This is a genomic window from Hirschia maritima DSM 19733 (genome assembly GCF_000378345.1).
Classification (GTDB): Bacteria; Pseudomonadota; Alphaproteobacteria; order Caulobacterales; family Hyphomonadaceae; genus Hirschia; species Hirschia maritima.
In genome coordinates this window covers 29,839-54,432 of sequence record NZ_KB899548.1, presented here as the reverse complement: position 1 = coordinate 54,432, position 24,594 = coordinate 29,839, and the positions used below count along the sequence as shown (strand labels likewise).

Annotated in this window: 22 protein-coding genes and 1 tRNA gene; 11 read left to right on the top strand and 12 right to left on the bottom strand. The window is 45.7% G+C overall.

Features of this window, described 5'->3' with window-relative positions:
* Positions 1-93: 93 nt before the first annotated feature.
* Positions 94-1,383 carry a TCR/Tet family MFS transporter gene (locus F551_RS0113485; protein WP_018998045.1) on the top strand — a complete coding sequence of 430 codons (1,290 nt, stop codon included), beginning with the start codon at positions 94-96 and terminating at the stop codon, positions 1,381-1,383.
* 50 nt (positions 1,384-1,433) lie between these two features.
* Here the strand turns inward: F551_RS0113485 and F551_RS0113480 are convergent, their stop codons facing one another.
* Together F551_RS0113480 and purU are read right to left on the bottom strand one after the other, a co-directional pair.
* Positions 1,434-1,715: a hypothetical protein gene (locus tag F551_RS0113480; RefSeq protein ID WP_018998044.1), complete on the bottom strand. Its 282-nt coding sequence runs from the start codon at positions 1,713-1,715 to the stop codon at positions 1,434-1,436.
* A 110-nt stretch (positions 1,716-1,825) separates the two neighbouring features.
* Entirely contained in the window at positions 1,826-2,695 is an 870-nt protein-coding gene (gene purU / locus F551_RS0113475) for a formyltetrahydrofolate deformylase (RefSeq protein ID WP_018998043.1), read from the bottom strand.
* 78 nt (positions 2,696-2,773) lie between these two features.
* Between purU and F551_RS0113470 the strand changes: the two genes are divergently transcribed.
* Positions 2,774-3,340 (top strand): D-glycero-alpha-D-manno-heptose-1,7-bisphosphate 7-phosphatase, encoded by a 567-nt coding sequence (locus F551_RS0113470; protein ID WP_018998042.1) that lies wholly within the window; start codon positions 2,774-2,776, stop codon positions 3,338-3,340.
* On the opposite strand, the gene leuC is transcribed toward F551_RS0113470, so the two are convergent.
* Positions 3,329-4,729, bottom strand: a complete 1,401-nt coding sequence (gene leuC, locus F551_RS0113465; protein ID WP_018998041.1) for a 3-isopropylmalate dehydratase large subunit — start codon at positions 4,727-4,729, stop codon at positions 3,329-3,331. The two genes, F551_RS0113470 and leuC, sit on opposite strands and share 12 nt — an antisense overlap.
* A gap of 187 nt (positions 4,730-4,916) precedes the next feature.
* Between leuC and F551_RS0113460 the strand changes: the two genes are divergently transcribed.
* Positions 4,917-5,327 carry a YbaN family protein gene (locus F551_RS0113460; RefSeq protein WP_018998040.1) on the top strand — a complete coding sequence of 137 codons (411 nt, stop codon included), beginning with the start codon at positions 4,917-4,919 and terminating at the stop codon, positions 5,325-5,327.
* Here the strand turns inward: F551_RS0113460 and F551_RS0113455 are convergent, their stop codons facing one another.
* From F551_RS0113455 to F551_RS0113440, 4 genes are all read right to left on the bottom strand, one after another.
* Complete coding sequence (locus F551_RS0113455) at positions 5,328-6,731, bottom strand: DUF1501 domain-containing protein (RefSeq protein WP_018998039.1); 1,404 nt, start codon at positions 6,729-6,731, stop codon at positions 5,328-5,330.
* Positions 6,732-6,746: 15 nt separating this feature from the next.
* Positions 6,747-8,555, bottom strand: coding sequence for a DUF1800 domain-containing protein (locus F551_RS0113450; RefSeq protein WP_018998038.1), 1,809 nt, complete (start codon positions 8,553-8,555; stop codon positions 6,747-6,749).
* Between the two features lie 156 nt (positions 8,556-8,711).
* A tRNA-Arg gene (locus tag F551_RS0113445) sits at positions 8,712-8,788 on the bottom strand.
* A gap of 109 nt (positions 8,789-8,897) precedes the next feature.
* Complete coding sequence (locus tag F551_RS0113440) at positions 8,898-9,920, bottom strand: P1 family peptidase (RefSeq protein ID WP_018998037.1); 1,023 nt, start codon at positions 9,918-9,920, stop codon at positions 8,898-8,900.
* Positions 9,921-10,030: 110 nt separating this feature from the next.
* On the opposite strand from F551_RS0113440, the gene ggt reads away from it, so the two are divergent.
* Positions 10,031-11,854, top strand: coding sequence for a gamma-glutamyltransferase (ggt, locus tag F551_RS0113435; protein ID WP_018998036.1), 1,824 nt, complete (start codon positions 10,031-10,033; stop codon positions 11,852-11,854).
* A 1-nt stretch (position 11,855) separates the two neighbouring features.
* On the opposite strand, the gene F551_RS0113430 is transcribed toward ggt, so the two are convergent.
* From F551_RS0113430 to F551_RS0113410, 5 genes are all read right to left on the bottom strand, one after another.
* On the bottom strand, positions 11,856-13,376 hold the full coding sequence (locus tag F551_RS0113430; RefSeq protein ID WP_233355256.1) for a sensor histidine kinase: 1,521 nt from the start codon (positions 13,374-13,376) through the stop codon (positions 11,856-11,858).
* 35 nt (positions 13,377-13,411) lie between these two features.
* A complete protein-coding gene (locus F551_RS0113425) occupies positions 13,412-14,887 on the bottom strand; it encodes a dihydrolipoyl dehydrogenase family protein (RefSeq protein WP_018998034.1) in 1,476 nt (491 codons plus the stop codon).
* A 15-nt stretch (positions 14,888-14,902) separates the two neighbouring features.
* Entirely contained in the window at positions 14,903-15,661 is a 759-nt protein-coding gene (locus tag F551_RS0113420; RefSeq protein ID WP_051089175.1) for a TVP38/TMEM64 family protein, read from the bottom strand.
* A 13-nt stretch (positions 15,662-15,674) separates the two neighbouring features.
* Positions 15,675-16,457: a DUF547 domain-containing protein gene (locus F551_RS0113415; protein ID WP_018998032.1), complete on the bottom strand. Its 783-nt coding sequence runs from the start codon at positions 16,455-16,457 to the stop codon at positions 15,675-15,677.
* A gap of 110 nt (positions 16,458-16,567) precedes the next feature.
* Complete coding sequence (locus tag F551_RS0113410; protein WP_018998031.1) at positions 16,568-18,403, bottom strand: DUF262 domain-containing protein; 1,836 nt, start codon at positions 18,401-18,403, stop codon at positions 16,568-16,570.
* Positions 18,404-18,604: 201 nt separating this feature from the next.
* On the opposite strand from F551_RS0113410, the gene rpmH reads away from it, so the two are divergent.
* The 7 genes from rpmH (at position 18,605) to F551_RS0113380 (ending at position 24,587) form a co-directional block, all read left to right on the top strand.
* Positions 18,605-18,739 (top strand): 50S ribosomal protein L34, encoded by a 135-nt coding sequence (gene rpmH / locus F551_RS17330; RefSeq protein WP_015826725.1) that lies wholly within the window; start codon positions 18,605-18,607, stop codon positions 18,737-18,739.
* Between the two features lie 5 nt (positions 18,740-18,744).
* A complete protein-coding gene (gene rnpA / locus F551_RS0113405; RefSeq protein WP_018998030.1) occupies positions 18,745-19,239 on the top strand; it encodes a ribonuclease P protein component in 495 nt (164 codons plus the stop codon).
* Positions 19,240-19,286: 47 nt separating this feature from the next.
* A complete protein-coding gene (yidC, locus tag F551_RS0113400; RefSeq protein WP_018998029.1) occupies positions 19,287-21,083 on the top strand; it encodes a membrane protein insertase YidC in 1,797 nt (598 codons plus the stop codon).
* An 82-nt stretch (positions 21,084-21,165) separates the two neighbouring features.
* A complete protein-coding gene (yihA, locus tag F551_RS0113395; RefSeq protein ID WP_018998028.1) occupies positions 21,166-21,807 on the top strand; it encodes a ribosome biogenesis GTP-binding protein YihA/YsxC in 642 nt (213 codons plus the stop codon).
* 107 nt (positions 21,808-21,914) lie between these two features.
* Positions 21,915-22,817 carry an acetylglutamate kinase gene (argB, locus tag F551_RS0113390; RefSeq protein ID WP_018998027.1) on the top strand — a complete coding sequence of 301 codons (903 nt, stop codon included), beginning with the start codon at positions 21,915-21,917 and terminating at the stop codon, positions 22,815-22,817.
* Positions 22,792-23,850: a DUF1036 domain-containing protein gene (locus tag F551_RS0113385; RefSeq protein WP_018998026.1), complete on the top strand. Its 1,059-nt coding sequence runs from the start codon at positions 22,792-22,794 to the stop codon at positions 23,848-23,850. The genes argB and F551_RS0113385 overlap by 26 nt, the downstream gene beginning before the upstream one ends.
* A 2-nt stretch (positions 23,851-23,852) precedes the next feature.
* Positions 23,853-24,587, top strand: a complete 735-nt coding sequence (locus F551_RS0113380; RefSeq protein ID WP_018998025.1) for a pyrimidine 5'-nucleotidase — start codon at positions 23,853-23,855, stop codon at positions 24,585-24,587.
* Positions 24,588-24,594: the final 7 nt, after the last annotated feature.

Genomic DNA, 24,594 nt, shown 5'->3' with positions numbered 1-24,594 from the left:
CAAATTTTTAACAGCATTTCTGGTGTTGTTTATAACTCAATAACCGTCAGTCCATATGCATTCTAGGCTGTAGCAGGAAAGAAGCCCTCACTAATGCCCGAGAAAAATAGCAAAAATGCATTCTACTTTGTTCTGATCGTAGTGCTGTTAGACATGATCGGTTTTGGGCTTGTTATGCCCGTAATGCCTGACTTGATCACCGAATTAACAGGTCTAGAAGAAGTGAAAGCTGTAGCATGGGCAGGACCAATTATAGCTGTTTACGCTTTAATGAACTTCCTATGTGGACCACTGCTTGGTAGCTTGTCGGATCGATACGGTAGAAGGCCTGTCATTTTAGTTTCCGTGGCAATGCTTGGCGTAAATTTTTTAATTAGCGGATTAGCTTCCACGATCTGGATGCTATTTATCGGGCGCGTCTTATCTGGTGTGTCCGGCGCAACAATCGCCACAGCCAACGCCTATATCGCAGACGTTACCGAACCGGAAAACCGAGGCAAGGCCTTCGGAATGGTGGGAGCCATGTTCGGGTTGGGGTTCATTATCGGCCCTGTACTGGGTGGATATTTAGGCGAACTACACATGCGCGCACCATTTTTTGCCGCAGCTGGCCTATCTTTTGTCAGTGTTTTATACGGACTATTTGTTCTTCCTGAATCTCTCACATCGGAAAACCGCCGCTCATTCAGTCTAGCGAGAGCAAACCCTTTTGGTGCCTTTAAACACTTTTCTAAACTGCCCCACATAGCCTGGCTTCTTCTAGCCGTAGGGTTGTTGGCCCTTGCCCATAATGTTTACCCAGCTATTTGGTCTTTCCACGGGGAAATTCGATATGATTGGAGCAGAGCCGAAATCGGAAACTCTCTAGGATTGGTCGGACTTACAGCAGCCATTGTACAAGGTGCACTTATTGGCCCAGCATTGAAAAGATTTGGTCCAGCAAAAACAGTATGGATCGGTGTTGGTATTTCGATAATTTCCTACGTCTGTTTTGCTTTTGCTGATGTGCCTTGGATTGCTTATCTCATTATCCCGATTTCTGGCTTAGCGGGTCTCACAACGCCTGCGCTCAACTCAATCACTTCAGCGCAAACAAGCAAAAGCGAGCAAGGAGAATTACAAGGAGCACAATCTAGTCTTTTGGCATTAGCGCAAATCATCGCGCCACTGATGATGACACAAACATTATCTAGGTTTTCAGCAGATGACGCCCCGATCCAATTCATGGGGGCACCCTTCATCTTAGCGGCTATATTAGCTTGCCTAGCAGCCCCCCTCATCATTGTGGGGCTGAAGCACTCAAATGCACGAAAAGCCAGTGAGATAGCAAAACATCAGGACGAAGAGACCAATTCAACTGAAGATATTGCCACTGAAAACTAAAACGCACGCTCCCGTATACAAGAGCGTGCGCTAAAAATTCTTTGTTCTATTTATTTGGCTATTTTACCTGCAAGGACACCAAGAATGCCGCCGCCAACGCCACCTTCGATAAGGTTGGCTAGCATACGCATCATGTCGCCCCCGCCCATTAAAGAAGCGAGATCAAAGCCAGCAAATCCAGTTGCCTGACCAACACCGACTCCACCAACGACACCGCCGATTAGGCCCATAATCGTTCCCAAGCCGCCCTTGCCGCCCGCGAGTTTCATTAGGATTGGCCCAAGCACTGCTCCGCCAACACCATTTAACAAAAGTGGTAATAAATCCTGCATATTCAAACCCCTATATGATCATTTGTGTACAATCCATGATACGAATTATACGCCCCGCAGAAGGGTATACACAGATTTGCTATTGGTCCACATTCAAGTGCAGCAACGTATTAGCCAAAAACAACCGTCTTCTTTTCATTACTAAAGATACGCCCTTCGGTATGCAATTTCACAGCTCTTGCTAAAACGCGTGACTCTGTATCCCTTCCCAATGCTGCCATATCTTCAGCTGAAAGACGATGATCCGCAGGCTCGACAGCTTGTGTAATAATGGGCCCCTCATCAAGGTCTGGCGTCACGTAGTGTGCAGTCGCACCAACAAGTTTTACACCGCGATCAAAAGCTTGGTGATATGGTTTAGCACCTTTAAATGATGGCAAGAACGAGTGGTGTATATTGATACAACGCCCTTCAAGCTGACGGCACATATCGTCTGAGAGAACCTGCATATAGCGAGCGAGAACCACTAAATCAGCTTTAACATCTGAAATAATTTCCAGCATGCGTGCTTCCGCTTTCGGCTTGGTATCCTTAGTTACAGGTACGTGAAAGTAAGGAATATCGTGGCGCTCAGCCAACCAACCACATGTGGCATGGTTCGACACAATTGCGGATATATTGATGTTTAAAGCACCAGTGCGGTGACGATAAAGAAGATCATTCAGGCAGTGATCACCTTTAGATACAAATATCACAACATTGGGTTTTACTTTTGCATCGCGCAATTCCCAATTCATATCCCACTTTTTTGCAACGGCATCGAATTCATTTCCAAATTCAGACCGTGAAAAAGAAGCATTTTCAGGTGTAAATTTCACTCGATAGAAGAATAAACCAGTCGCTTGATCACCAAAATTGGCACTTTCCGTTATAAATAGGCGTCTCTCGGATAGAAAACTGGCTATTTCAGCGACAATTCCGATAGAATCCTTACATGATAAGCGAAGAATAAAACTGTCTTGATCAGAGTTGGGGGTCATGGCTTGTAAGACGTCCTTTTAGAGTGCATCAAAGTGCAAATAGCCATCGCTAGAGCTTTGTGCAAGCAAGAGATTTAAATGTCCTCATCAATTCGTATCCCTGATGATAAAGAATGCCCTGCTCTATTTCTAGATAGAGACGGGGTTATCAATGTGGATAAGGGCTATGTAAACACTGCTGATGGCTTTGAATTTATCCCTGGCGCGATTGAAACAATAGCAAAATTTAATTCAATCGGATGGCGGGTTTTCATCGTCACAAATCAAACTGGTATTGCTCACGGACACTATACCGAAAACGATATGTTTCGTGTGCATGCCTACATGAACTCGCAACTTTCTAAACAACATGCGCACATCGATCGCATTTATTATTGCCCGTATGATATTCGCGGAAGCGTCACGCAATATTGTCTAGATAGCGAAGATAGAAAGCCTGCCCCCGGAATGCTTCTAAAAGCAATGAGAGAGTTTCCAACACAAACCGGTTCATCATTTCTCATAGGGGACAAACTGACAGATATCGTGGCAGCACAAAACGCAGGAATTCAGGGCTTTCTATTTGAAAAAGGCAATCTGTTTGAATTCATCAAACAAATTGCCCCTGACATGGATACAAAGCTCGCCGCTAGCCTATCCGCCTAACACACCAGCAATTGCTGCTTTTGCTGCCAAAACAGGGCTAAGCAAATGTGTGCGGCCTCCACGCCCCTGACGTCCTTCAAAGTTTCGATTAGATGTTGAAGCACAACGCTCCTGTGGTGCCAACGTATCTGGGTTCATCCCCAAACACATTGAACAGCCCGGTTCACGCCACTCAAATCCAGCCTCTACAAAAATTTGGTCAAGACCTTCTTCTTCAGCCTGTGCATTTACCAAGCCGGAACCAGGAACAGCCATCGCTCTCACGCCATCAGCGACCTTTTTACCTTTGACAATTTCAGCTGCTGCACGAAAATCTTCAATTCGTGAATTAGTGCATGAACCAATGAAAACGCGATCTATTTTCAAGTCTTTTAGAGGTTTTCCAGCTTCTATTCCCATATAATCAAGAGCGCGTTCAGCTGCAGCTCGTTTTATGGGATCCGATATTTCAGAAGGAATTGGCGCGTCTGCAGATAATGGCAATGCTTGCTCAGGAGATGTTCCCCAAGTCACCGTGGGAGCAACATCTTCAGCCCGAATCTCTACAACTTCATCCCAATGCGCATCCTCATCTGAAAACAAAGTTTTCCAGTACGAGAGCGCAGCATCCCATTGCCCTGCTTTGGGTGCTGATGGGCGTCCTTTAATATAATCAAATGTCGTTTCGTCTGGCGCAACAAGTCCAGCTCGAGCCCCCCCCTCTATCGACAGATTACACAGCGTCATGCGAGCTTCCATGGACATGGCTTCAATCGCCTCACCCATAAATTCCATCACAGAGCCAGTACCACCGGCGGTCCCAATGACTGAGATCAAATGCAGAGCAAGATCTTTTGCACCGACACCGTCTTGAAATTTTCCAGAAACACGCACAGCCATGTTCTTCATTTTACGGGCGCGCAATGTCTGGGTAGCTAACACATGCTCGACTTCTGAAGTCCCTATGCCATGCGCTAGCGCACCGAATGCTCCATGAGTTGAAGTGTGGCTGTCACCGCAGACAATAGTCATGCCTGGCTGTGTGCGCCCTTGTTCAGGCCCAACAACGTGCACAATCCCATTATTGATGTGCCCCATTGGATAAAACTCGATACCGTGCTCTTTGACATTTTTAGAGAGCATTTCAAGCTGAGTGCGAGCTTGCTCATCCTTTACACCCTCAAGGCCAGCCGCCTGATTTTCAGTGGGTGTATTATGGTCGGCCGTTGCAAGCGTCAAATCAGGCCTGCGTACGTTACGCCCAGCAGCTTTTAAGCCAGCAAAAGCTTGCGGTGTTGTCACTTCGTGGATCAAATGTAGATCAATGAATAGGAGTGCCTCACCCGTCTCCGCATTGATATGCGCTAGGTGAGAATCCCAAATTTTGTCATAAAGGGTCTTGTGTGTCATGCCGACTATATGCAGCGACTATCAAACTGATGCAAGATGATGGCACGCTTATTCGTTCCAGCAAATCAATTAAATCCAACGTAGACTACGAATGAAATTGCAAACCCTTTGCAATTACTGTTAATGTCACACCAAACGCCATAACTATCTATCAAACGGCTCGACACATACTGAAACTGGAATAGGAATGACACAAAGCGCTAAACGCTTTTTCTGGATGATTTGCGGTTTCTTAGCTCTGGGGCTCGGGATTGCAGGTGTTATTCTTCCCTTATTACCGCACACTGTATTTCTACTGATCGCGGCATTTTGTTTTTCTCGTAGTTCTGAACGCCTACACAATTGGCTAATCAATCACAAACATTTAGGTCCCCCGATAAAAGACTGGAATGACCATGGTGCTATACCGACTGGTGCTAAAATTTTAGCAACTTTGATGATGGGAGGAGCACTTGCAAGCGCATTTCTTCTCCATGCTCCTCAACCAGTTGTTATCGCCCAATTAGTCATTTTACCGCTTGTGGGACTTTTCATTTGGACACGTCCCAATGGTCCTCGAGGAAAAGACCTTTCAAAGCCAGACCAAACTGGTGTGTAGTTAGAATAGCTCCAACCCATTGTTTCCAAAACTTGGGAAGTTGGGAAAAACATTTGCAAGCTCTGAATTCGTCAATCCAAACCAAGACGCAATGGGCGCTGCAAATTGTTCCAATGAAGTCGTTGGGATCAAGCGTCCATGCCCTGCATCCTGCTCATGATCAAAGTCATACTCTGGCATGCTTCCAAATATACGGTTTCCTCGTACGCCTCCACCGACTACAAACTGATGCCCCCCCCATCCATGGTCTGTTCCATCACCATTAACAGCCAGTGTTCTTCCAAAGTCTGATGCAGTGAACAACACCACATCATTTTGTAAGCCAAGCTCAATCATCGCCGTGTAGAAAGCAAAAATTGCTTCATCAATTTGTGTTTGAATATTTGGCAAAGCATTGGCTTGATTTGAATGGGTATCAAATCCCCCACGCGAGGCAAAAAACACCTGACGGCTCATACCCAAATCATCTCGAATTGAAATAGACCGCGCAATATTTTCAAGTTGTCGCCCCACACCAGTTCGTGGAAAAGCAGTGCTCAAATCAGTCGAATTGCTCAGCGCCTCATTAAACCCTTCATTATCGCTCAGAGCACTCGCGCCAGCATTGGCGATATCCCTTTGAAGCAAATTAGTTCCGCTAAAACTATTTCTCGATAATGCGCTTCGAACTGCCTGATAAAGCATTTCACCTTCATCTGAATGGCGCTCGCCTTCCAATGATTGAATAATACCAAATTCAGCCGCACCATCATTGGTAACAGGATATGGAGACACGCGATTCCCAGACTGAAATACATTATTTCCCGCTGCGGTAATTGCAGTGAAGGAATTGGAATTATTGGCCAAGGAATCGACAGCGGCATCGGCCATCAGACCTCCCCATCCCACAGCTGTCCCTTCTGGAGCTAAAGCCATCCAAGTTGATTGTTGATCATTATGAGAAAACAAACGTTTTGGTAAAATCACACTGCCATTTTCAAATTGTGATCTAGTGGTTGGAACAGCTAGTGGTCCAACATTCGCGATAACCGAAGCATTCCCTTCAGCGATCAATGTATGTAAATTTTGCAACTGGGGCGGCAGAGCAAATTGACGTGTACCAAAATCAGCTTGGTTTGCCGGAGTTAATTGCAACAATTGATCATGTTGGCGCGAACTATATCCAGCTAACATTGAAGATCGAATTTCTGCGTAACGATCGTAAGAAGTTTGATCAAAGGGAAGTATAGTATCGTGGTTATCCATCCCTCCAAATAGGAATAGGCATACAACGGCTTTATATCCTGATGTATCGGCAGCATGTGCTTGAAATGCCGGCAGAGCGGAGCCCAGCGTACTATACGTTGCTCCAGCGAGCGCAGATGCTGATAGCCCTTTAAGGAAGCGACGGCGTTGATTGGTCATACTCTCTAACTCCCTTTAGCGCTGCACAATGTAATCAGGTGACGTCATCACCAGTAAAACTGCGTAATAAACCCGTAAACGTGGCCCATCAAAGTCAGTTGTTGTGACATTGGGAATGGCACTCACGGCATCTTGAACGATATCTTTTGTATCTTGCGACATCTGACCGTTGGTCAAAATAATATCGAGATGATCAATTAGATCGGATGGACTATCTGCCAAGGCTAACTCGTCGGAATAATCTGGCCTGAAGCTCGCTCTCATCTCAGCTGTATCGACAAGCTCGCCGCCATCATTGTTTGCGAATCCTTCAAAAATGAAGGCATTCATGGTTCCAACATAACCCGCAATGCTCGCTGCATTTATGATCTGCAACTCGGGCACGGTTAGTTCTGCTGCTCCACTTTCAGTTCCCGGTGGGACATACCCCGGGCGAAAAAAATTAAATACAGATGGAGCACCATACCCCTGCTGGCCCAAACTGTTTACATCGCCTGTATGCCAAAGAGATGGCATGGATGCAGGCGTTACAGTTCCCACATCAAATGCTCTCGACCAGTGAATAAAACGAATGATTGGCTCTCTGATTTTTCCGAATGTGTTTGAATTAATATTGGCCGAATTACGCGCTTCATCATCAAACAAAATTGCAGCTACCGTTGCAGCCAGATCACCTCGGCGACCATCTCCAACAACCTCGCCATTGGGCAGTGTAAATTGCCCAGCAGCAAATGCTCCAGAAACGCGCTGGATATAGTCTGGAGAAGGATTACTCGTAACTAGCCTTTGAATTAGTTGATGACTAACAAACGGCGCGGTGTTCTCATGATTCACCAATGCATCCAATGCCGTAACGATACTCTCTTCACCCAATGTATCAGTCGGAATCTCAGTCGTTAAAAAGCTCTTGGCTAAATCCGAATGCTGATTTTCAAATATAACCATTCTTTGAGCTTGGTGTGCTCCATCATTCGCCAACAAATTCCGTCTGAAATTTTCATTGTTCAAAGACAAACCTGTAAACACTTTCGCTAGTTCAGTAATGTCATCATTGTCATACGTTTCAATCGGCTCACCATCAGCGCCCACTTTAAGACTTCCATCTTGGTTTAATTCAACCAAACCAATAGTGAAAAGTTGCATGATCTCACGCGCATAGTTTTCATCTGGCATTCGGCCGCTAGCTGGATCAGCTTTTTTGTTGCCCAAATAGGTCAGATAATGCCCCATCGCAGGAGAATAAGTCACCTCTTCCAAAAGGTCTCGATAGTTGCCTAGCGCGTGTTCAGTCAAAATATCTTGATAATAAGCAACAGCTCGCGGCGCATCTGATAGGGTTGAATCCAACAGAGAAATGACCAAAATTTCGGATAACGCAAAAGCCACGCGCTGACGTAATTCATCATCCCCATCAATTGCATTCATTAAGAATGAAAAACGTGGGGAAATATCAGCGATAAATCCTTCAATATTTGAAGAATTATCATCTATCCCATCCAGAAATCCCTGTACAATGGGCGTGTGGAGAGTCGGCGTTTTTGCCAATTCAGAAACAAACCATTCTGAAGGTGATGTTCCCGTCAATCCATCAATTTTTTGAGAATTTGCTCCAAACGTTGCTTGAGTCAAAAAACGAGCAGTTTCAGTATTTGATGTAAAAGCAGACGAAGCTGGAGGTGTCGGTGTGGGCGTGGGAGTCGAACCGGTTGGTGGCGGAGTTGGCGTTGGGGTTGGATTAGAATCGCCCCCTCCACCAGAACAAGCTGCGGCGAAAAACAATACACTCAGTGCCAAACTAGTCTGTTTTAGAAGTTGTTTCCTCATCAGATAATGCCTCACCTTCCCAGGAGTTCACCTTTGGAGAAGGAGCCTACATAATTCATTTTTTTTGAACAGAAAAAACTTATGAACTTTTACTAACTAAATTCATAGCATTCAAAAAAACAATCAATTTTGGGAAATAATCAGACTGAGAGGTGATGGCGGTCTGGGGAGGATTCGAACCCCCGACCCCTTGATTCGTAGTCAAGTGCTCTATCCAACTGAGCTACCAAACCATTCACCATCTCGTCTGAGAGGCGGTTTCTATCGTTCTCATTCAAACTATGCAAGAGGAAATTTGAAAAAGATCGCCTCTTCGTCAAAAAACTTCAACGACAACTGATTTTAAACGGTTTTATTTGCTTCAAAAACACCGCGCGCCACCGCTCTAGCAAGCGTACCTGCAGCCAATTCACCTAGACGGGCCAAAGCTAAAGGATTCGGTTCTGGTAATTTCTTTTTTGCTGTCGACACGACAAAAACGACATCGCCATCAAAAGGTGCAAAAACAGGGCGAATAGCGCGCGACAATCCGGAGATTGCCATTTGTGCAACGCGTTTAGCTTGTGCAGGCGTAAGCTCTACATCAGTTGCCACACAAGCAATTGTCGTATTTTGACGTTCATTGGTTGAATTGGCCTGACTCGCTGGATTAACTTTCGCAGCTCCCCAATCGTCTGGATCTAAAACGAAACCTTCTGGCGGACGCGAACCACCGAACTCATCATTCAGTTCATAAGGGTGAGCCCAAAAGGCATCACATCCTGGCATACGGGTAGCTCCAAAACAATTGACCGCAACTAAAGCCCCTACCGTAATATCATCACTTGTGACGATGCTAGTCGACCCGAGACCGCCACGTTCAGCACCGGCGCGTGCGCCGTAACCCGCTCCAACTGCTCCTAAAGAAAGCATTTCTCCGTTTTCAACTGCATCCATATAAGCCGCACGCCCTAAAACACGGTATGGCGTGTCCTCTCCCCATTTTTTATTCCCACCATTAGCGAGATCATAAAGGATAGCCGAAGGTACGACGGGTGATTTGGGTACATCAGGTAAATCCATAAGAGAAAAACCCTCACCCTGTGCTCCCAATGCTGCAACCACCCCATCCGCAGCAGCTAAGCCGTACACAGAACCACCGGATAAAACGACTGCATCCACGGCGTCGACAAGCTTATCAGCACCTAAAGCGTCAGTCTCACGCGTTCCCGGTCCTCCTCCCACAATAGCCACGCCACAAACGGCACGGTCATCCGGTAATATAACAGTAGTACCGGTCAGAACTTCACCGTCATGACTATTGCCTACTTTTAAGCCAGCAACATCAGTAATAAGATTTTTCGTACCTATACGTGTTGTCGTCATTGGGAAGTTATACCTATCTATATATTTATCACGGCAATTGTGATTTGAACTTATTCTCTGTGAGTCTCACATCACCACTATACAAGCAAATTTAAAGGGACATAGGCCTTATGATCTTCAAGCATGTTTTACTTTCCGCCACAGCGCTGATCTCCCTGTCTGCTTGCCAAACAGAGGATGCGGTTAAAACTCCCACGCCACCCTCAAATGCGACAAAAGATGTTTCGCAACCTGAATGGCGTCTTGCCGGAAAAGCTATGGCCACAGCGGCAAACCCGCACGCAGTTAAGGCCGCTGAAAAAGTGTTAGCCGAAGGCGGACATGCAGTGGATGCTGCTATCGCAGCGCATGCGGTTCTGGGACTAGTTGAACCACAAAGCTCTGGCATTGGTGGTGGTGGTTTCATGATGGTCTATGATCGTGCCAGCGATACTATCCGAATGTATGATGGACGCGAAACAGCTCCTTCATCCATCGATGAAAGCCTATTCCTTGATGAAAATGGAAAAACACGCGGATATGTCGAATCTTGGCAAAACGGAATAAGCGTCGGCGTTCCCTCAATTGTTCGAACCTACGAACAAGCTCATGAAGACTTTGGAATGGCCAGCTGGGAAAAACTATTTGGCGATGCTGAAACCTTAGCCAGAGATGGATTTAATGTCTCTCCACGTCTAAACAAATTACTTTCGAACCCGCGTCTACGTGGTGCTATCAACCTAGATGACAATCCCAAGAGTGCCGCTTATTTTTATCCAGACGGCGAACCTCTTGTGGTAGGCACACTCCTCACAAATCCAGCATATGCAGACATGATGCAGAACATTGCTATAAATGGAGCTGATTGGTTTTACGGTGAAGGCATGGCAGGGGCTATCGAAACAGCTGTTCAATCAACCACTATTCCAGGCGAGCTAACAGCTGAAGATATCGCAGCCTACCAAACGATTGAACGTGACGCACTTTGCGGAGCATATAAAACCTATAAAATTTGTTCTGCTCCCCCTCCCTCATCTGGCGGCATTACCCAACCAATGATCCTTGGGTTGTATGAGCGTTTTACTGATGGGCTTGATTTTACTACCGCTGAAAATTCCAATTCATTTCCATCAGATAAACACCTGAAAGCTTTTGTAGATGCACAACGCCTAGCTTATGCAGACAGAGATCACTATGTAGCGGACTCAGATTTTGTTTCAGTTCCAATGCATGATCTTATCAATTCAAAATATTTGGATGCGAGGGCCAAAGAAAGATTCGAACCTTCTCAAAAATCCAAAGCAGGTGACCCTGGAAAAGTCCTACGAAATGAACCAATCATTGATATGTGGGGGCGCGATACCACAGACGAAACGCCAGGCACGACCCATCTTTCCATCGTTGATGTTTACGGGAATGCTGTATCTATGACAGCCACAGTCGAAAGTCCTTTTGGATCATCAATCTGGGTGCCTGAAGGCGGATTTCTTCTCAACAATGAACTTACTGACTTTGCACGCAATCCGCGAATTGAAGGGAAGCTGGTGGCCAATGCTCCGTCTCCAAATAAACGCCCACGCTCTTCCATGTCGCCAACATTGGTATTTGACGAGAATGATGATCTCTTCATGGTAACAGGATCACCTGGCGGAAACTCAATTATCGCTTACACAGCAAAATCTCTCTTGGGAGTTTTGGATTGGCAGATGGATGCACAGACAGCTGCGGACCTTCCGAACATAATCGCCCGCGGCGACACTGTGAATGTTGAAATTGGTGTAGCTAACGGTCAACATGCATCAGATACATTAAAAGCCGCTGGTTACTCAGTTAAAGAGCGAGAAGGTGAAAATTCTGGAATTCACACAATTGTAGCTCGCACTGACCACTATGAAGGTGCAGCTGATATGCGCCGCGAAGGTATTGTCGTTAGCATCGATAAAGAAGCAGATTAGCCTAACTGGAAATCTCGCCGGAGCTTACTCCGGCGAGTTGAAGTTTCAGTTTGAAAACCGCACCTTTTTCAACAGTTTCATCAAGCGCAACTTCACCGCCCATTGCCAAAGCTAACTCTCGCGTGATTGCCAACCCCAATCCGCTACCGCCTTTATTTTCTGAAGTTGAGAATGGTTGAAAAATTTTTGTTTTCACCTTCTCAGGCACGCCAGGTCCATTATCTTCGACCAATATCTGTATCCAAGTATCATCAATGATTTCCGCGCCAATGCGTATTAACCCTGGCTCTGCGTCTGCTTCCTGCTGTGCAATAGCTTGTCCAGCATTGCGAACTAAGTTTGCAAGCAAGCGATGAAGCATTTCAGGATCTGCATACACCTGCACTTCTTCATCAACATCATTAAGCCAATCAACCTCAGGATTAGCTGCTACACCTTCCAACAAAGCGTCTTCAGCTATGTTTCTAAGCTCTACGGTGACCATGTGCGCCTTGGGTGCATCAGCTTTGCCATATTGCAGCGTTGCCTCTGCTAACCCAATGGCACGCTCTATGGCACGTTCCAGCCTTGGTGCTGCAGATTGCACACGAGGGTCTTCTGATCTCATCAAACTGTCAGACGCCAGACGCGCTACCGATAATGAATTTCGAAGGTCATGGGAAATTTTAGCTACAGCCTCGCCCAGTTCCGCAAGACGCTTATTTTGGCGAAAAGAATTGGAAACCGCACTTTGCATATCTACTAGTGCAAGTTCCGCTTTACCAATTTCATCATCCCGCCCAGACGGTTTAAATGCCGCCAATCTTTCAGGAGCTTCACCAAAATCAGCAACAGCATTCGTGATTTTCATCATAGGCTTCACCACCAAATGATAAAGTGACCACGCAATAAACGATCCAACGATCGCTGAGATAAGCAAAGAAATCAAAAGGATATTGATGGAGTATTCAAGCAGATCAGAACGCAATGCTTCTTCGGGCACAATGATATCGATGTATGAATCTTCCGTCCCGCTATCAGTATGAGAGATGACTTGAAGAATGCGACCGTCTTTGGCCGTTGCGTGCGCAAAAAGACAGAAGAAAGCGTCAAACCAAGTTTCATCACGCAAATCCATTGTGACTGGCATAGAAGCAATGGGCATGGGAGGACTAAACACCTGCTCCCACATCTCCTCATCTCCCATGGCGACAGCAAGCAATTGAGTCTCGTTCAATAATCTTGCGCTCAATTCCTGAGATACTTTACGATCCGGCGCAATTTCCAGCGCTGTTGCCGCGATTTCAGCTGCTTGCACACGTTCTGCAAACCAGTCGCTTCGAAACTTGGTGATTGAAGGAAGGAAAATCAGAAATTCCGCGACAAGGACAAAAGCGACTGTCAAAATCAACAATCGCTCCATCAATCCAATTTTTACATTGGGCAAACGCCCCGTCATCTTCACATCCGCCTGCGCAGAGTGAAGCCTATCAGGATCAACCGGAGCATCCTCCGTCCCTTGAAGACCAATTTCTTGTTTCACTAAACCACGTTTGCTCTGAAGCAATTAAAGCTCAACTAAAAATTCTTCAAAAACTTTACCATGAACTTACCTTTTTTACCGAATACCAATGGCTCATACCATTTTGACGCGGCACGTTTCAAAATTTCTGCCCGAGTTGGATATGGTGAAATAAAATTTGTAAGCGCTCTAATTTTCAATCCGTTGGACATAGCAACACTCGCAAGCTGAATAATATCCCCTGCTCCCTCTCCCACGACGGACACACCAAGCACAGTTCCATTTTTCAAAGTTACTATCTTTGCGCCACCTATCGTGTCTTTCTCTGCAATTGCGCGATCATTCTCTTTGAACTCGAAGTGAGAGACACGAACCTTTTCTCCATGTTCTTCGCGAGCTTGTTTTTCGGTAATTCCAACTTGTGCAACCTCGGGAGATGTATACGTCACCGCAGGAGTTGGAAGAGAATCCGCACGAGCGGCGGATTTAAACAGAGCGTTTCTAACAAATACCGATGCATGCCACCCAGCAAGGTGAGTGAACTGTCCACGTCCTGCAGCATCACCCAAAGCCCAAACACGACCATTCGATACCGAACGCAGATTTGGTTTTGTTTTTACGCCATGACGATCAAAATCCACACCACCAGCTTCAAGAGCTAGGCTCTCAATAACCGGTACACGCCCCGTCGCGACTAATAGGTGCGATCCCGTAACGGCATCAACTTCGCCATCAGCCGTTTTGGTTTCAACCCTTACGCCAGAACCTGTTTGAGAAGTAGCAGTCGCTGTTGTGCGCTCGAGAATTTCAACACCTTCTTTTCTCAATTCTTCAACTGCAATCGCTGCATGCTCTTCATCCGCGCGTTCCATTGCTCTAGCACGCTCGATAACTGTTACTTTAGACCCTAATCGTTTGAAGGCTTGCGCCATTTCAATCCCGATCGGACCGCCGCCAAGTATGATTAAATGTTCCGGCAATTCTTCAACATCAAAGAGGGTTTCATTGATGAGATATGGCGTATCCTCCAATCCATCAATTGGAGGAACAAATGCGCGAGAACCAGTGGCTATGATAATACGTTTTCCTTCAACTTGCGTTGAAGCAGAGGCCACTACGTTTTCTGTTACAAAATGCGCTTCCTCACGAATAACTGTAACACCCAGTCCCTCAAATCGTTCCTGACTGTCATTTGGTTCGATTGTAGCGATTGCTTCCTTCACATGTGCCTGAACTCGTTTCCAATCCACTCCAGGGTCAGCAGATGTTAGCCCAAATTTGTCTGCCTCTCTAAAGGCTTGTGCTTGTTTTGCTGCTGCTATCAGGGCTTTAGACGGCACACACCCATAATTCAAACAATCACCGCCCATTTCGCCCTTTTCATAAAGAACTACTTTTAGGCCAAGCATCGCACACCCAGCAGCAGCAGATAGTCCACCTGCACCTGCTCCAATGACCACCAAGTCTGCTTTTAAACGCTTTTTCTTGCTCTCAGTTGAAGCATTAGCTTCCAAAGTCTCACTCATATTCATTTTCCTCAGAAGCTTCTATTCACTATCAGCAGTTACAGCTGATTTAGGACCAAATTTTTTCCATGCAACAGGTATCAAAGCGACAACACCCAACGCTACCAATGCTGGAATAAGGTTTTTAGCCACTCCAGCTAAATCTGGGTTCTCCCCAGCGTCAAATGTTGCCCCAAGACCAGACCCAATCCACGTGTAAGCAATAACACCCGGAATGATGCCGAGCATCGTTGTGATTGCATATTGTGAGTATTTTGCACCAAAAATTGCCGGAGCTATATTCGCCACTGGATAAGGCACTGCTGGGATAAACCGTAAGGCAAACATATAGGACCAAGCGTCCTGTTTGAATCCTTCTTCCATCTTAGAGACAAATGGACCGGCTTTTTCACGCAAAATGCTTCCAACAGAAGATTTAGCCGCAAAGAATAACGTAGAAGCGCCCAAAGTGGCTCCTATCACTGTCAATATGCTTCCAGTTACCAAACCGAACAGAAACCCTCCAGCTATCGTCAGCACACCTGCTCCCGGTGTCATCACGACAGTAGCAACGATGTAAATTCCAATATAAGCAAGCACTGCAATGAGCATGTTTTCTTGTACAAATGCCAACAGCACTTCTCTTCGCTCTCTTAATGTTTCGAGCGTAAGAACCTCATGCCAACCATTTGAAATGAAAACCACGACTGCGGCAATGATTGCAAAGATTGGCCACAGCTTTACAAACATATTAGACTTTTTGACGGGTGCCTCATCACCTGAATTCTCTATATTTTCCATCGTGATTCCACCTTTATTTTTTAGACCCAATATCATTGAGTGACCAATCATATCGATATGATTTTATCATTGTTTCAGCAGTTAAATTGGACGCAAGGTCAGCAGGCGCATTTTTCATTAAATGCATGACAACCCCAACTTGGGAACCACCAAAATCCTTTTTGAACCAACGATAAATTTTAGAGATTCGCAATCTGCCGTCGGGTAACACTTCAACCCCTCTTGGATGAGTAATGAATTCTATGGCTGCTTTCTTCAGATCAGATTCCAATGTTTCTACTTCCCATGCTTTGGGTTGCAAATTCGGACACCCAATTGAGGCACAATTTACAGCATAGTGAACTCTCGGTTCGTCCCACTTTTTTCGTAGAATACGGTGCTCAATGTCATCGAGACTCAGCTTCTTACCATCAATTTCGACAAGCTTTTTCTTCCAAGGACCTTTGAAAACGAAGTTGCCTCCAATGTCTCGAATAGACTTTACTGGATAATTTTCGACAACAATGTTTACCGTCAAAGCATTGTAAAGGTTTACCCAAGCAACAAACTTTTCGTCTTTTGAACCATTGGTGTACACATCGCTTTCAATCAATTTCTGAATATATTGGTTTAATTCCAGGCGATCATGATCATTGCGTTTGAAAGCTGCATAATCCACGCGATTGATCCCGTCTTCACCCTCTTCAACATATTTGCTTAACAGGAAGGACCATTCATCATGCGCTTGCGCCAATGCAGACGGCACAGCAATCGTCTGCAGCACTAGCAACAAAAATGAAAATATGGAGCGTGTCATCCAATCGGTCCTTCTAGATCTGACCAATTAAATAACAGACTTTATTCAAAAAATATCCTCACAAGCGTACCTGGGCTTCTAACAAGCACGTGATCGGTTATTGATGAGTATTAAGAGTTATTGTCCCAATCGAGTTGTTCCAAAGCGAATTCTCTCATACGTTCTGAACGAGCAACAATGTCTTGTGGACGCCATTTACTTAATTCTGCTACTTCTGCTGACATCGCAAATGGAGGTCTCATCTCACGATAGAATTGAACTTTCTCGGAAAAATCTCCCGAACCTGCTTTGTGATTGGTTTCTTTATCGATCAGGATCAAGTTACCAAGCATATTGCATAGCCCGAGGCGAGCATCTGGATCTGGAAAATCTATAGCCCACTGCTTAGCTTCAGGTGCCGGCGAAGTCGGCATAACATGCTCGACTGTTCCTCCCGCCACATAGTCAGGTAACGCGTCACGCGTCCAGTGCAAGCTTTCCAACCAACGCAAAAAAGCAACACGCGCTTCATAATCATCAAACCCTGTTGATAATTGGCGTTGGGCTCTATCTTTCTGAGTTGGCTTCAATCGAAGAGCCCCATAAGAAAGAGACATGCAGTTTCTGGCTTTTCCGTCTCCCGTTAAACCTTCAGATTGTTCGATAGCTCTACGGATAATGGTGTGACGCGCTTTTGCCCCTAGTCCTGCCAGCGAAATCGCCATGGCGCGTCGATGGAAATCAGAGAAACGACTGATTACTGTATCCATCCGACGCTTATTATTTTCTTTCTTGGCTTGCTGATAAACAAACACGAAATGAAGCGCTAACGGTTTCCACTCATTCCAATTTTGAAGACCAAGACGCCACAAATCACCTTCAAATGGATCTTTTTGAGGATCGAACAGAGCAGATTTCATTGTCCGCCAAGAAGCTGACAACGCTTCCAAACGATCCATCCATTCCAAAATAGCAAAACCCGGACGTGCTTCAGCCAGATAATCTCCAAACTCAACAAGGTGAGATGGCCCCTGTTGAGCGCGCCGTTCAATGAAATCGACAGCACTCATAAAGTTTTCAAGATCAGGTGTCGTTGAAATACGGTCCCATGTGTCTTTTACCTGAGCAGCACGTTCATCATTGCCCGCGATATCCATCAAAACACCTTTGAGGATATCAACAGAGGACAAAGCCACACCACGTTGGTTGGATGTCACAAATGCTTGTCTCGCTAATTGCATATCTGCGATTTGAATCGCAACAATTCGCACGCGCGTCATCATAAACTCAGCAAAAGATGTAAGTTCTGATGGGCTCATATCCTGCGTTAAACGACGAAACTCTCTAATCGCCCGTGTGACACGGCCACGAGGCGTTTTCGATTCAAGGTTGCGCCGTGCTTTGATGCTCTCGCCTCGACGTTGCGCCATTTCCGAAAGCCAACGCGCTGTTCCTGTTTCTTTGTGGCTTTTAGTGGGATACGTTAATCGGTATCCCCATTTTTCATCTTCGACAAAAGTGTGAAGCCAATCACCCCACTCTTTAGATACAAGTGAAATTCTGTCTCTCAATACCGAGATGAGAATTGTCAAACTGGTGAGACGTTGAAGGCCATCATAAACTTCGCTAATGCCATTTTTAGGTGGTGCCAAATACATTGGTCCCAAAAGATAAGCATTGGGCGGTCCTTCTATCTCCATATCAATGGGTGGAGCTACACCTGATAGATCAGCATCAATTAACTCATCACTTGAAGGAATCGGGATTGCTTGATCATCTTCCTCTTCGTTATTTCCAGCATAATGCGCGGAAAAAACACGATAGATATCCTCAAACAAAGCGACACAGTTGGCCGCTTCCCACTTAAAATCTCGCTGAATGCTCGCAGGTTGAAATAGTCGGCGTCCCATCAAGGAACCGATTGTTTCTACTCGTGTTGCAATATCATTTTGTGGTTTATCGCCCATAAATGACCAACATTCCTTTACTTTTCCCCAAGCGACCTCTCTTTTGCACTATCTACATTGTAAGGTAAATATTAGAAAGCACTGGAATTTACGAGAAAATTGGTTTGCTTAATCTTTTGGCAAAAACCTCTTGACTTATACGCACCGAGCCTATAGCTACCGCTCCTTCTTATTAGAGATTTTTGTTAGAGGGCGTGAGCCGTGAAACGTACATTTCAACCAAGCAACCTCGTTCGCAAACGTCGCCACGGATTCCGTTCGCGCATGGCAACAGCTAACGGTCAGAAAGTACTGGCCCGTCGTCGCGCGAAAGGCCGTAAGAAGCTATCGGCTTAAGTCCGATGGCGTCTACGACGCTGAACGAGACTAACATTGACCGCGTCGAGCGCTTGCGTGTTCGGCGCGCGTTTTTGTTTGTGGCAAAGGGATATGCTGAAAAACGACGCTCTGTCGTAATTCAAGCCCGCCCGAGACCCAACCAACTTTCCGACAATCAAGCCCCAACTGATTCCTCTCAACAGTCAGCTGCACCTTCTGATAAACAGCTAACTGCCGGAGCCGGCTTCACTGCGACGAAAAAAATTGGCGGCGCAGTCACAAGAAACCGCGCAAAACGTCGCTTGCGGGAAGCTTCCAACCAATTTATGCGTCAACATGCTCTTGCCGATGTCGACTATGTGTTTATAGCAAGACGTGACACTGCGACCCGCAATTGGGACGGATTACTTGACGATGTAGAAAGTGCATTGTTAAGCCTGCGTCAGAAAATTCTTTCAGGTGATCCACCTGACCCGAAACCAAACCGCTTTGGTAATCATCGTCCTAAAAAGCGTTGAGACATCAAACGGCAGACTGAGCTTGTAAAAGTAGAGACCGCGCAAACATGCAGCAACAACCACAAGACCAAAAAAGTTTCCTGATCGGAATCGGCCTTATCCTAGTTGTGATGGCCATATCCCAGTTCTTTGTATGGGGACCTCAACAGGAAGCTCGAGAAGCAGCACGCCAAGAATTGCAAAAGTCTGCTGCGGCAAACTCCCCTTCTGCAACGGATTTAGGTTCATCAACTAATACAGCGCCAGTTGACCGAAAAGAAATCATCTCAGGTTCTTCTAGTGGTGGCCGCGTCACTTTTGATGCCCCAGCTTTGGATGGCTCAATCTCACTGAAAGGTGCACGCATTGATGACCTTTCAATGAAACGTCACTTTGAAACATTGGAAAAAGAAGAGGAAGTTCACCTTCTTTCACCTGAAGGCTCGAAAGGTGCATACTATGCTGCATTGGGCTGGCGTGGTGATGCAGACAAGCTTCCAAGCGTTCGCACACAATGGACGCAAACAGCTGGCTCTACACTGACACCTAGCTCACCTATTACACTGAGCTATGAAACAAATGAACTGACATTCTCGCGTCAGATCGAAATCGATGACAACTATATGTTCACCTACACTGATACGGTGACGAACAAAGGCACTGAAGAAGTTTCTATCCGTCCTTTCGGTATCATGCGCCAGTTTGGAATGCCAGATGACTGGTCACCATTCTACATATTGCACGAAGGTGCGATCGGAATGGCCACCAACAAATTGAAACTGAAAAAGTATAAAAACCTAGATAAAGGAAAAGACCTTTCCTTTACCTCTCAAGGTGGATGGATCGGCCTAACCCAGAAATACTGGATGACAGCTTTTGTACCTGCTCAATCTGAAAACATTGCGGTGCAAGCGCGTGTGGTAATGGAAGGACTGCGTCCAACATATGTTGCTTCCATCGAAGGTATGGACCGCATAATTGCACCCGGCCAAACAATATCATATGCGCAACGCATTTTTGCCGGAGCAAAACGTGTTGCAGTATTGGACGCTTATCAAAAAGGTGAGACCGGTCAGGAAGCTATTCCTCGTTTCACAGATGCAGTTGATTGGGGGAATTTCTGGTTCTTCACAAAACCATTCTTCTGGTTCTTGAACATATTTAACGGCTGGTTTGGGAATTTTGGTTTGGCGATCCTTGCCCTTACTGTGATCGTAAAACTGGCTTTCTTCCCCATCCAGAACAAAGCTTATGCTTCCATGGCTAAGATGCGTAAGCTAATGCCGCAAATGGAAGAGATTAAAAAGAAGTATGGCGACGACCGGATGAAAATCCAACAGGAAACCATGGAGCTTTATAAACGTGAGAAGGCTAACCCCTTCTCAGGATGTTTACCGCTAATCCCTCAAATGTTTGTTTTCTACGGATTGTATAAAACTCTGTTTGTAACATTGGAAATGCGCCACGAACCATTCTTCGGTTGGATCAAAGACCTTTCCGCGCCGGACCCTACTTCATTCATGAATCTATTTGGGCTGTTACCATTTGATCCAAGTGCAATTCCATTAATCGGAATGCTATCAATCGGTATTTTGCCAATCATGTATGGTGTAACGATGTGGGCGCTTCAAAGCCTCAACCCGCCACCACCTGATCCAACTCAACGCATGATGATGCAATTCCTACCGATCGTCTTTACCTTCATCTTTGCAGGGTTTGCCGCTGGATTGGTTGTCTACTGGACATGGTCAAACATCCTATCCATTGCGCAACAATATTACATTATGCGCAAGAATGGTGTCGAAACTCAATTCGATAAATTCTTGAAAGCAAGGTTTGGCAAAGGTGCCAAACCAGCCGAATAGACGAAACAGTAAAAACAATACACATTGAACGGGGCCTAAGCGCCCCGTTCTCTATTTTCAAACTATTTTATCCGAGCCAACAATGACTAGCGACGAATACGAATATCCAGCATTGCAAATTGAAGATGGTCGCAAGCTTTTTGCGTCTGAAGTTAATTTCGTCAAAGGTGTCGTAAACATGAAAGGTCTTCCACCTGCGGATAGACCCGAGATTGCTTTCGCAGGTCGATCGAATGTGGGCAAATCCTCCCTGATCAACGCCCTATTTAACCGCAAGCAATTGGCTCGTGCGTCTGCTCAACCTGGTCGCACACAAGAGATCAACTTTTTTACAATCCTTGAAGCAATGTATGTGGTTGATTTACCGGGTTATGGTTATGCCAAGGCTCCCAAAGCTGTCGTTGAAAAATGGACCGCATTCACAAACAACTATCTGCGTGGGCGCACCAATTTGCAACGCGTATTTCTTCTGGTTGATAGCAGACGTGGTGTAGGTGATGTCGACCGCGGTATCATGAAGACTTTGGACCGCGCAGCAATGAATTATCAAATAGTGCTCACCAAAGCAGACAAACTTAAAAAGTCTGAACTGGACAAAGTTATTGAAGGTGCTGTTGAGGCAATCAAGAAAAACCCAGCAGCCCATCCACGTATCATGATGACGTCGTCAGAAAAAGGACTGGGACTTCCAGAGTTAAAAGCAGAAATCGTCGCTTTGCTGTAATAATTTAAGTTATTTCCGCTCAGATTGATCAAAAAACTGGGCACCATTGCACTTCTTTTGACAAATTGAACTTTTGATTTCTGTCGAAAGCAGATAGACATGACGCTATGACTAAAGACACATCCCAATCCTCTGGACTTCCAACAGTCAATACGCTGGCTGAAGCCCTTCCGTTTATTCAACGCTATGACAAAAAAACGATAGTTATCAAATATGGCGGTCATGCCATGGCTGACATTTCGTTGGCAAAAGGCTTTGCGCGTGATGTTGTTTTACTGAAACAAATGGGTGTTAATCCAGTCATCGTGCATGGTGGAGGACCACAAATTGGTGATGCTCTCAAACGCTTGAACGTGACCAGCAAATTTGAAGATGGACTTCGCGTTACTGATGCCGCAACGATGGAAATAGTTGAAATGGTTCTATCCGGCTCAATCAACAAAACGATCGTCCGCGCGATTAACATGGCGGGCGGAAACGCAGTTGGTTTGTCTGGCGCAGATTCAAATTTAATTTATGCTGAAAAAGCAAAAAAAATAAAAAAAGACCCAGACTCCAATATCGAGAAAGTTCTCGACTTGGGTTTTGTAGGCGAACCTAAAAAAATAGACCCAACTATTTTGGAAACACTCGCCGCCCAATCAGAAGATTTCATACCGGTTGTTGCCCCTGTTGGTTTTGGCAATGAGGGTGAAAGCTATAATATTAATGCTGATACAGCTGCCGGCGCGATTGCTGGCGCGTTAAAAGCAGAACGCCTTTTACTTCTGACTGATGTTAAAGGTGTGTTAGATGAGAAGAAAGAACTCATCAGAGAGCTTGACCAAGACACCACAAGTAAGCTCATCTCTACTGGAGCAATTAGCGGCGGTATGATTCCAAAAATCGAAACTGCTCTAACTGCAGTAAAGAATGGCGTTAAGGCGTCAGTTATTCTAGATGGTCGTACACCCCATGCGCTTTTAACGGAGTTGTTCACTGATCATGGTGCCGGAACACTTATCTCTTGATCACATCAAAACAGCCTTAGCTGCACTTGCCATTGCATGCCTTGCTAACTTGCTTCCACCAGCTGCTCAGGCTCAAACTGCCAATGGTTGGCGCTTGTGCAACGAAACTAGCTTTGTATTAGAAGCTGCAACAGGACGCCCTGAAGGATCTACAGGGGTGATTGTTGAAGGCTGGACGCGGCTTCGTCCCGGCGAATGTCGTAGCGCCGTCAGCGCTCCCCTTCGTGAGGGCATTCACTATGTCATGGCACGCTCTTCTACAGCCCATCATGGTGGGCAACGTAATTGGGGCGGAGAAATTCCATTGTGTATAGACACAACGGGATCTTTTGCCGTTGAAAATCCCCCATCGTGTTCTGCTATGGGATTAGAAGAACGAAAATTTCGCGCTGTCAAAATTGAAAACCGCAACAATTGGACAACACGCCTGACTGAAACCGAGCCATATGGAACCAAACGTTCTGAAAGTGCTGGACTACAAAGGCTTCTTAAAGATGCCGGTGTCGCAAATACATCTATTGATGGTTATGTCGGACGCCGGACGCGTGGTGCAATTGCCGCTTTTCTTAAGGCCAACAACCTCTCCTCTGACACTGCAGATGCAACACTCATCGATATTTTGGAAGAGGTCGCCAGCAATCGATCGCGCGAAGTTGGTATGACGATATGCAATCGTACACCTCATAAAATGTGGACAGCCATTGGCCGGCGTAGAGGAAATGGTTGGGAAAGCCGCGGATGGTGGTCATTGGATTCAGATGCATGCGCCCGAACGATTGATGAAAGCCTAATCCCAACAGCTCACTATGTTTATGCTGAGCTTGAAACAGAAGAAGGCACACGCCATTTACTAGATGCAGAACATATCTTCTGTATTGCACGTTCAAAGTTTGCAGTTGTGGGACGTGAAGGTTGTGAAGTACGCGCTTACAAAGAGGCTGACTTCCTAATCACAAAATCTCCTGTAGATGGCCGATTAATCTACGAATTCTTTGATCGTGATTTCAATGAGGAACCGACCGAGGTTTATTAGAGATGAGCAAATTCGTTGCACCTGTATTGTCCACGAGTTTTAGCAATGTAGATAACTGGGTGTTTGATCTGGATAACACCTTATATCCAGCAGCATGCGACTTATTTGCAGAGATAGATCAACGGATGACGGCTTTCGTGCAGAAAGAACTGAACCTACCACACGATCAGGCTCGCATTGTTCAAAAAGACTACTACAAACGCTACGGGACAACGCTCCGCGGGATGATGATCGAACACAATCTAGATCCACATGTGTTCATGGGATTTGTACACGATATTGATCACAGCCCACTTAATGCTGCACCGGATCTAAAATCGCAATTATCTGCTCTGCCCGGCAAAAAATACATCTACACAAATGGCTCCACCTGCCACGCTGAAAAAGTTACAAAATACATGGGATTGGATCACTTATTCGAAGACATGATCTGCATCGCCAAATCTGATTTTCTTCCCAAGCACGAAGATGGAGCATTTGAAAAATTCATCTCACTAACAGGGGTTGATCCCAACAAATCAGCCATGTTCGAAGATTTGTCCAAAAACCTCATCCCAGCCCATCAGCTGGGATTTAGAACTGTGCTTGTGACTTCGGACAAAGACTGGAGCCATGAACCAGAAGGGGTACGCCCTGCTCACGCAGACGACGAAAAGCCCGATCATGTTCATCACACCACAGATGATTTACCCAGCTTTTTAGAAGATGTTGCAAAAGAGATTGCACCAAAAGCTTAGGCAAGCT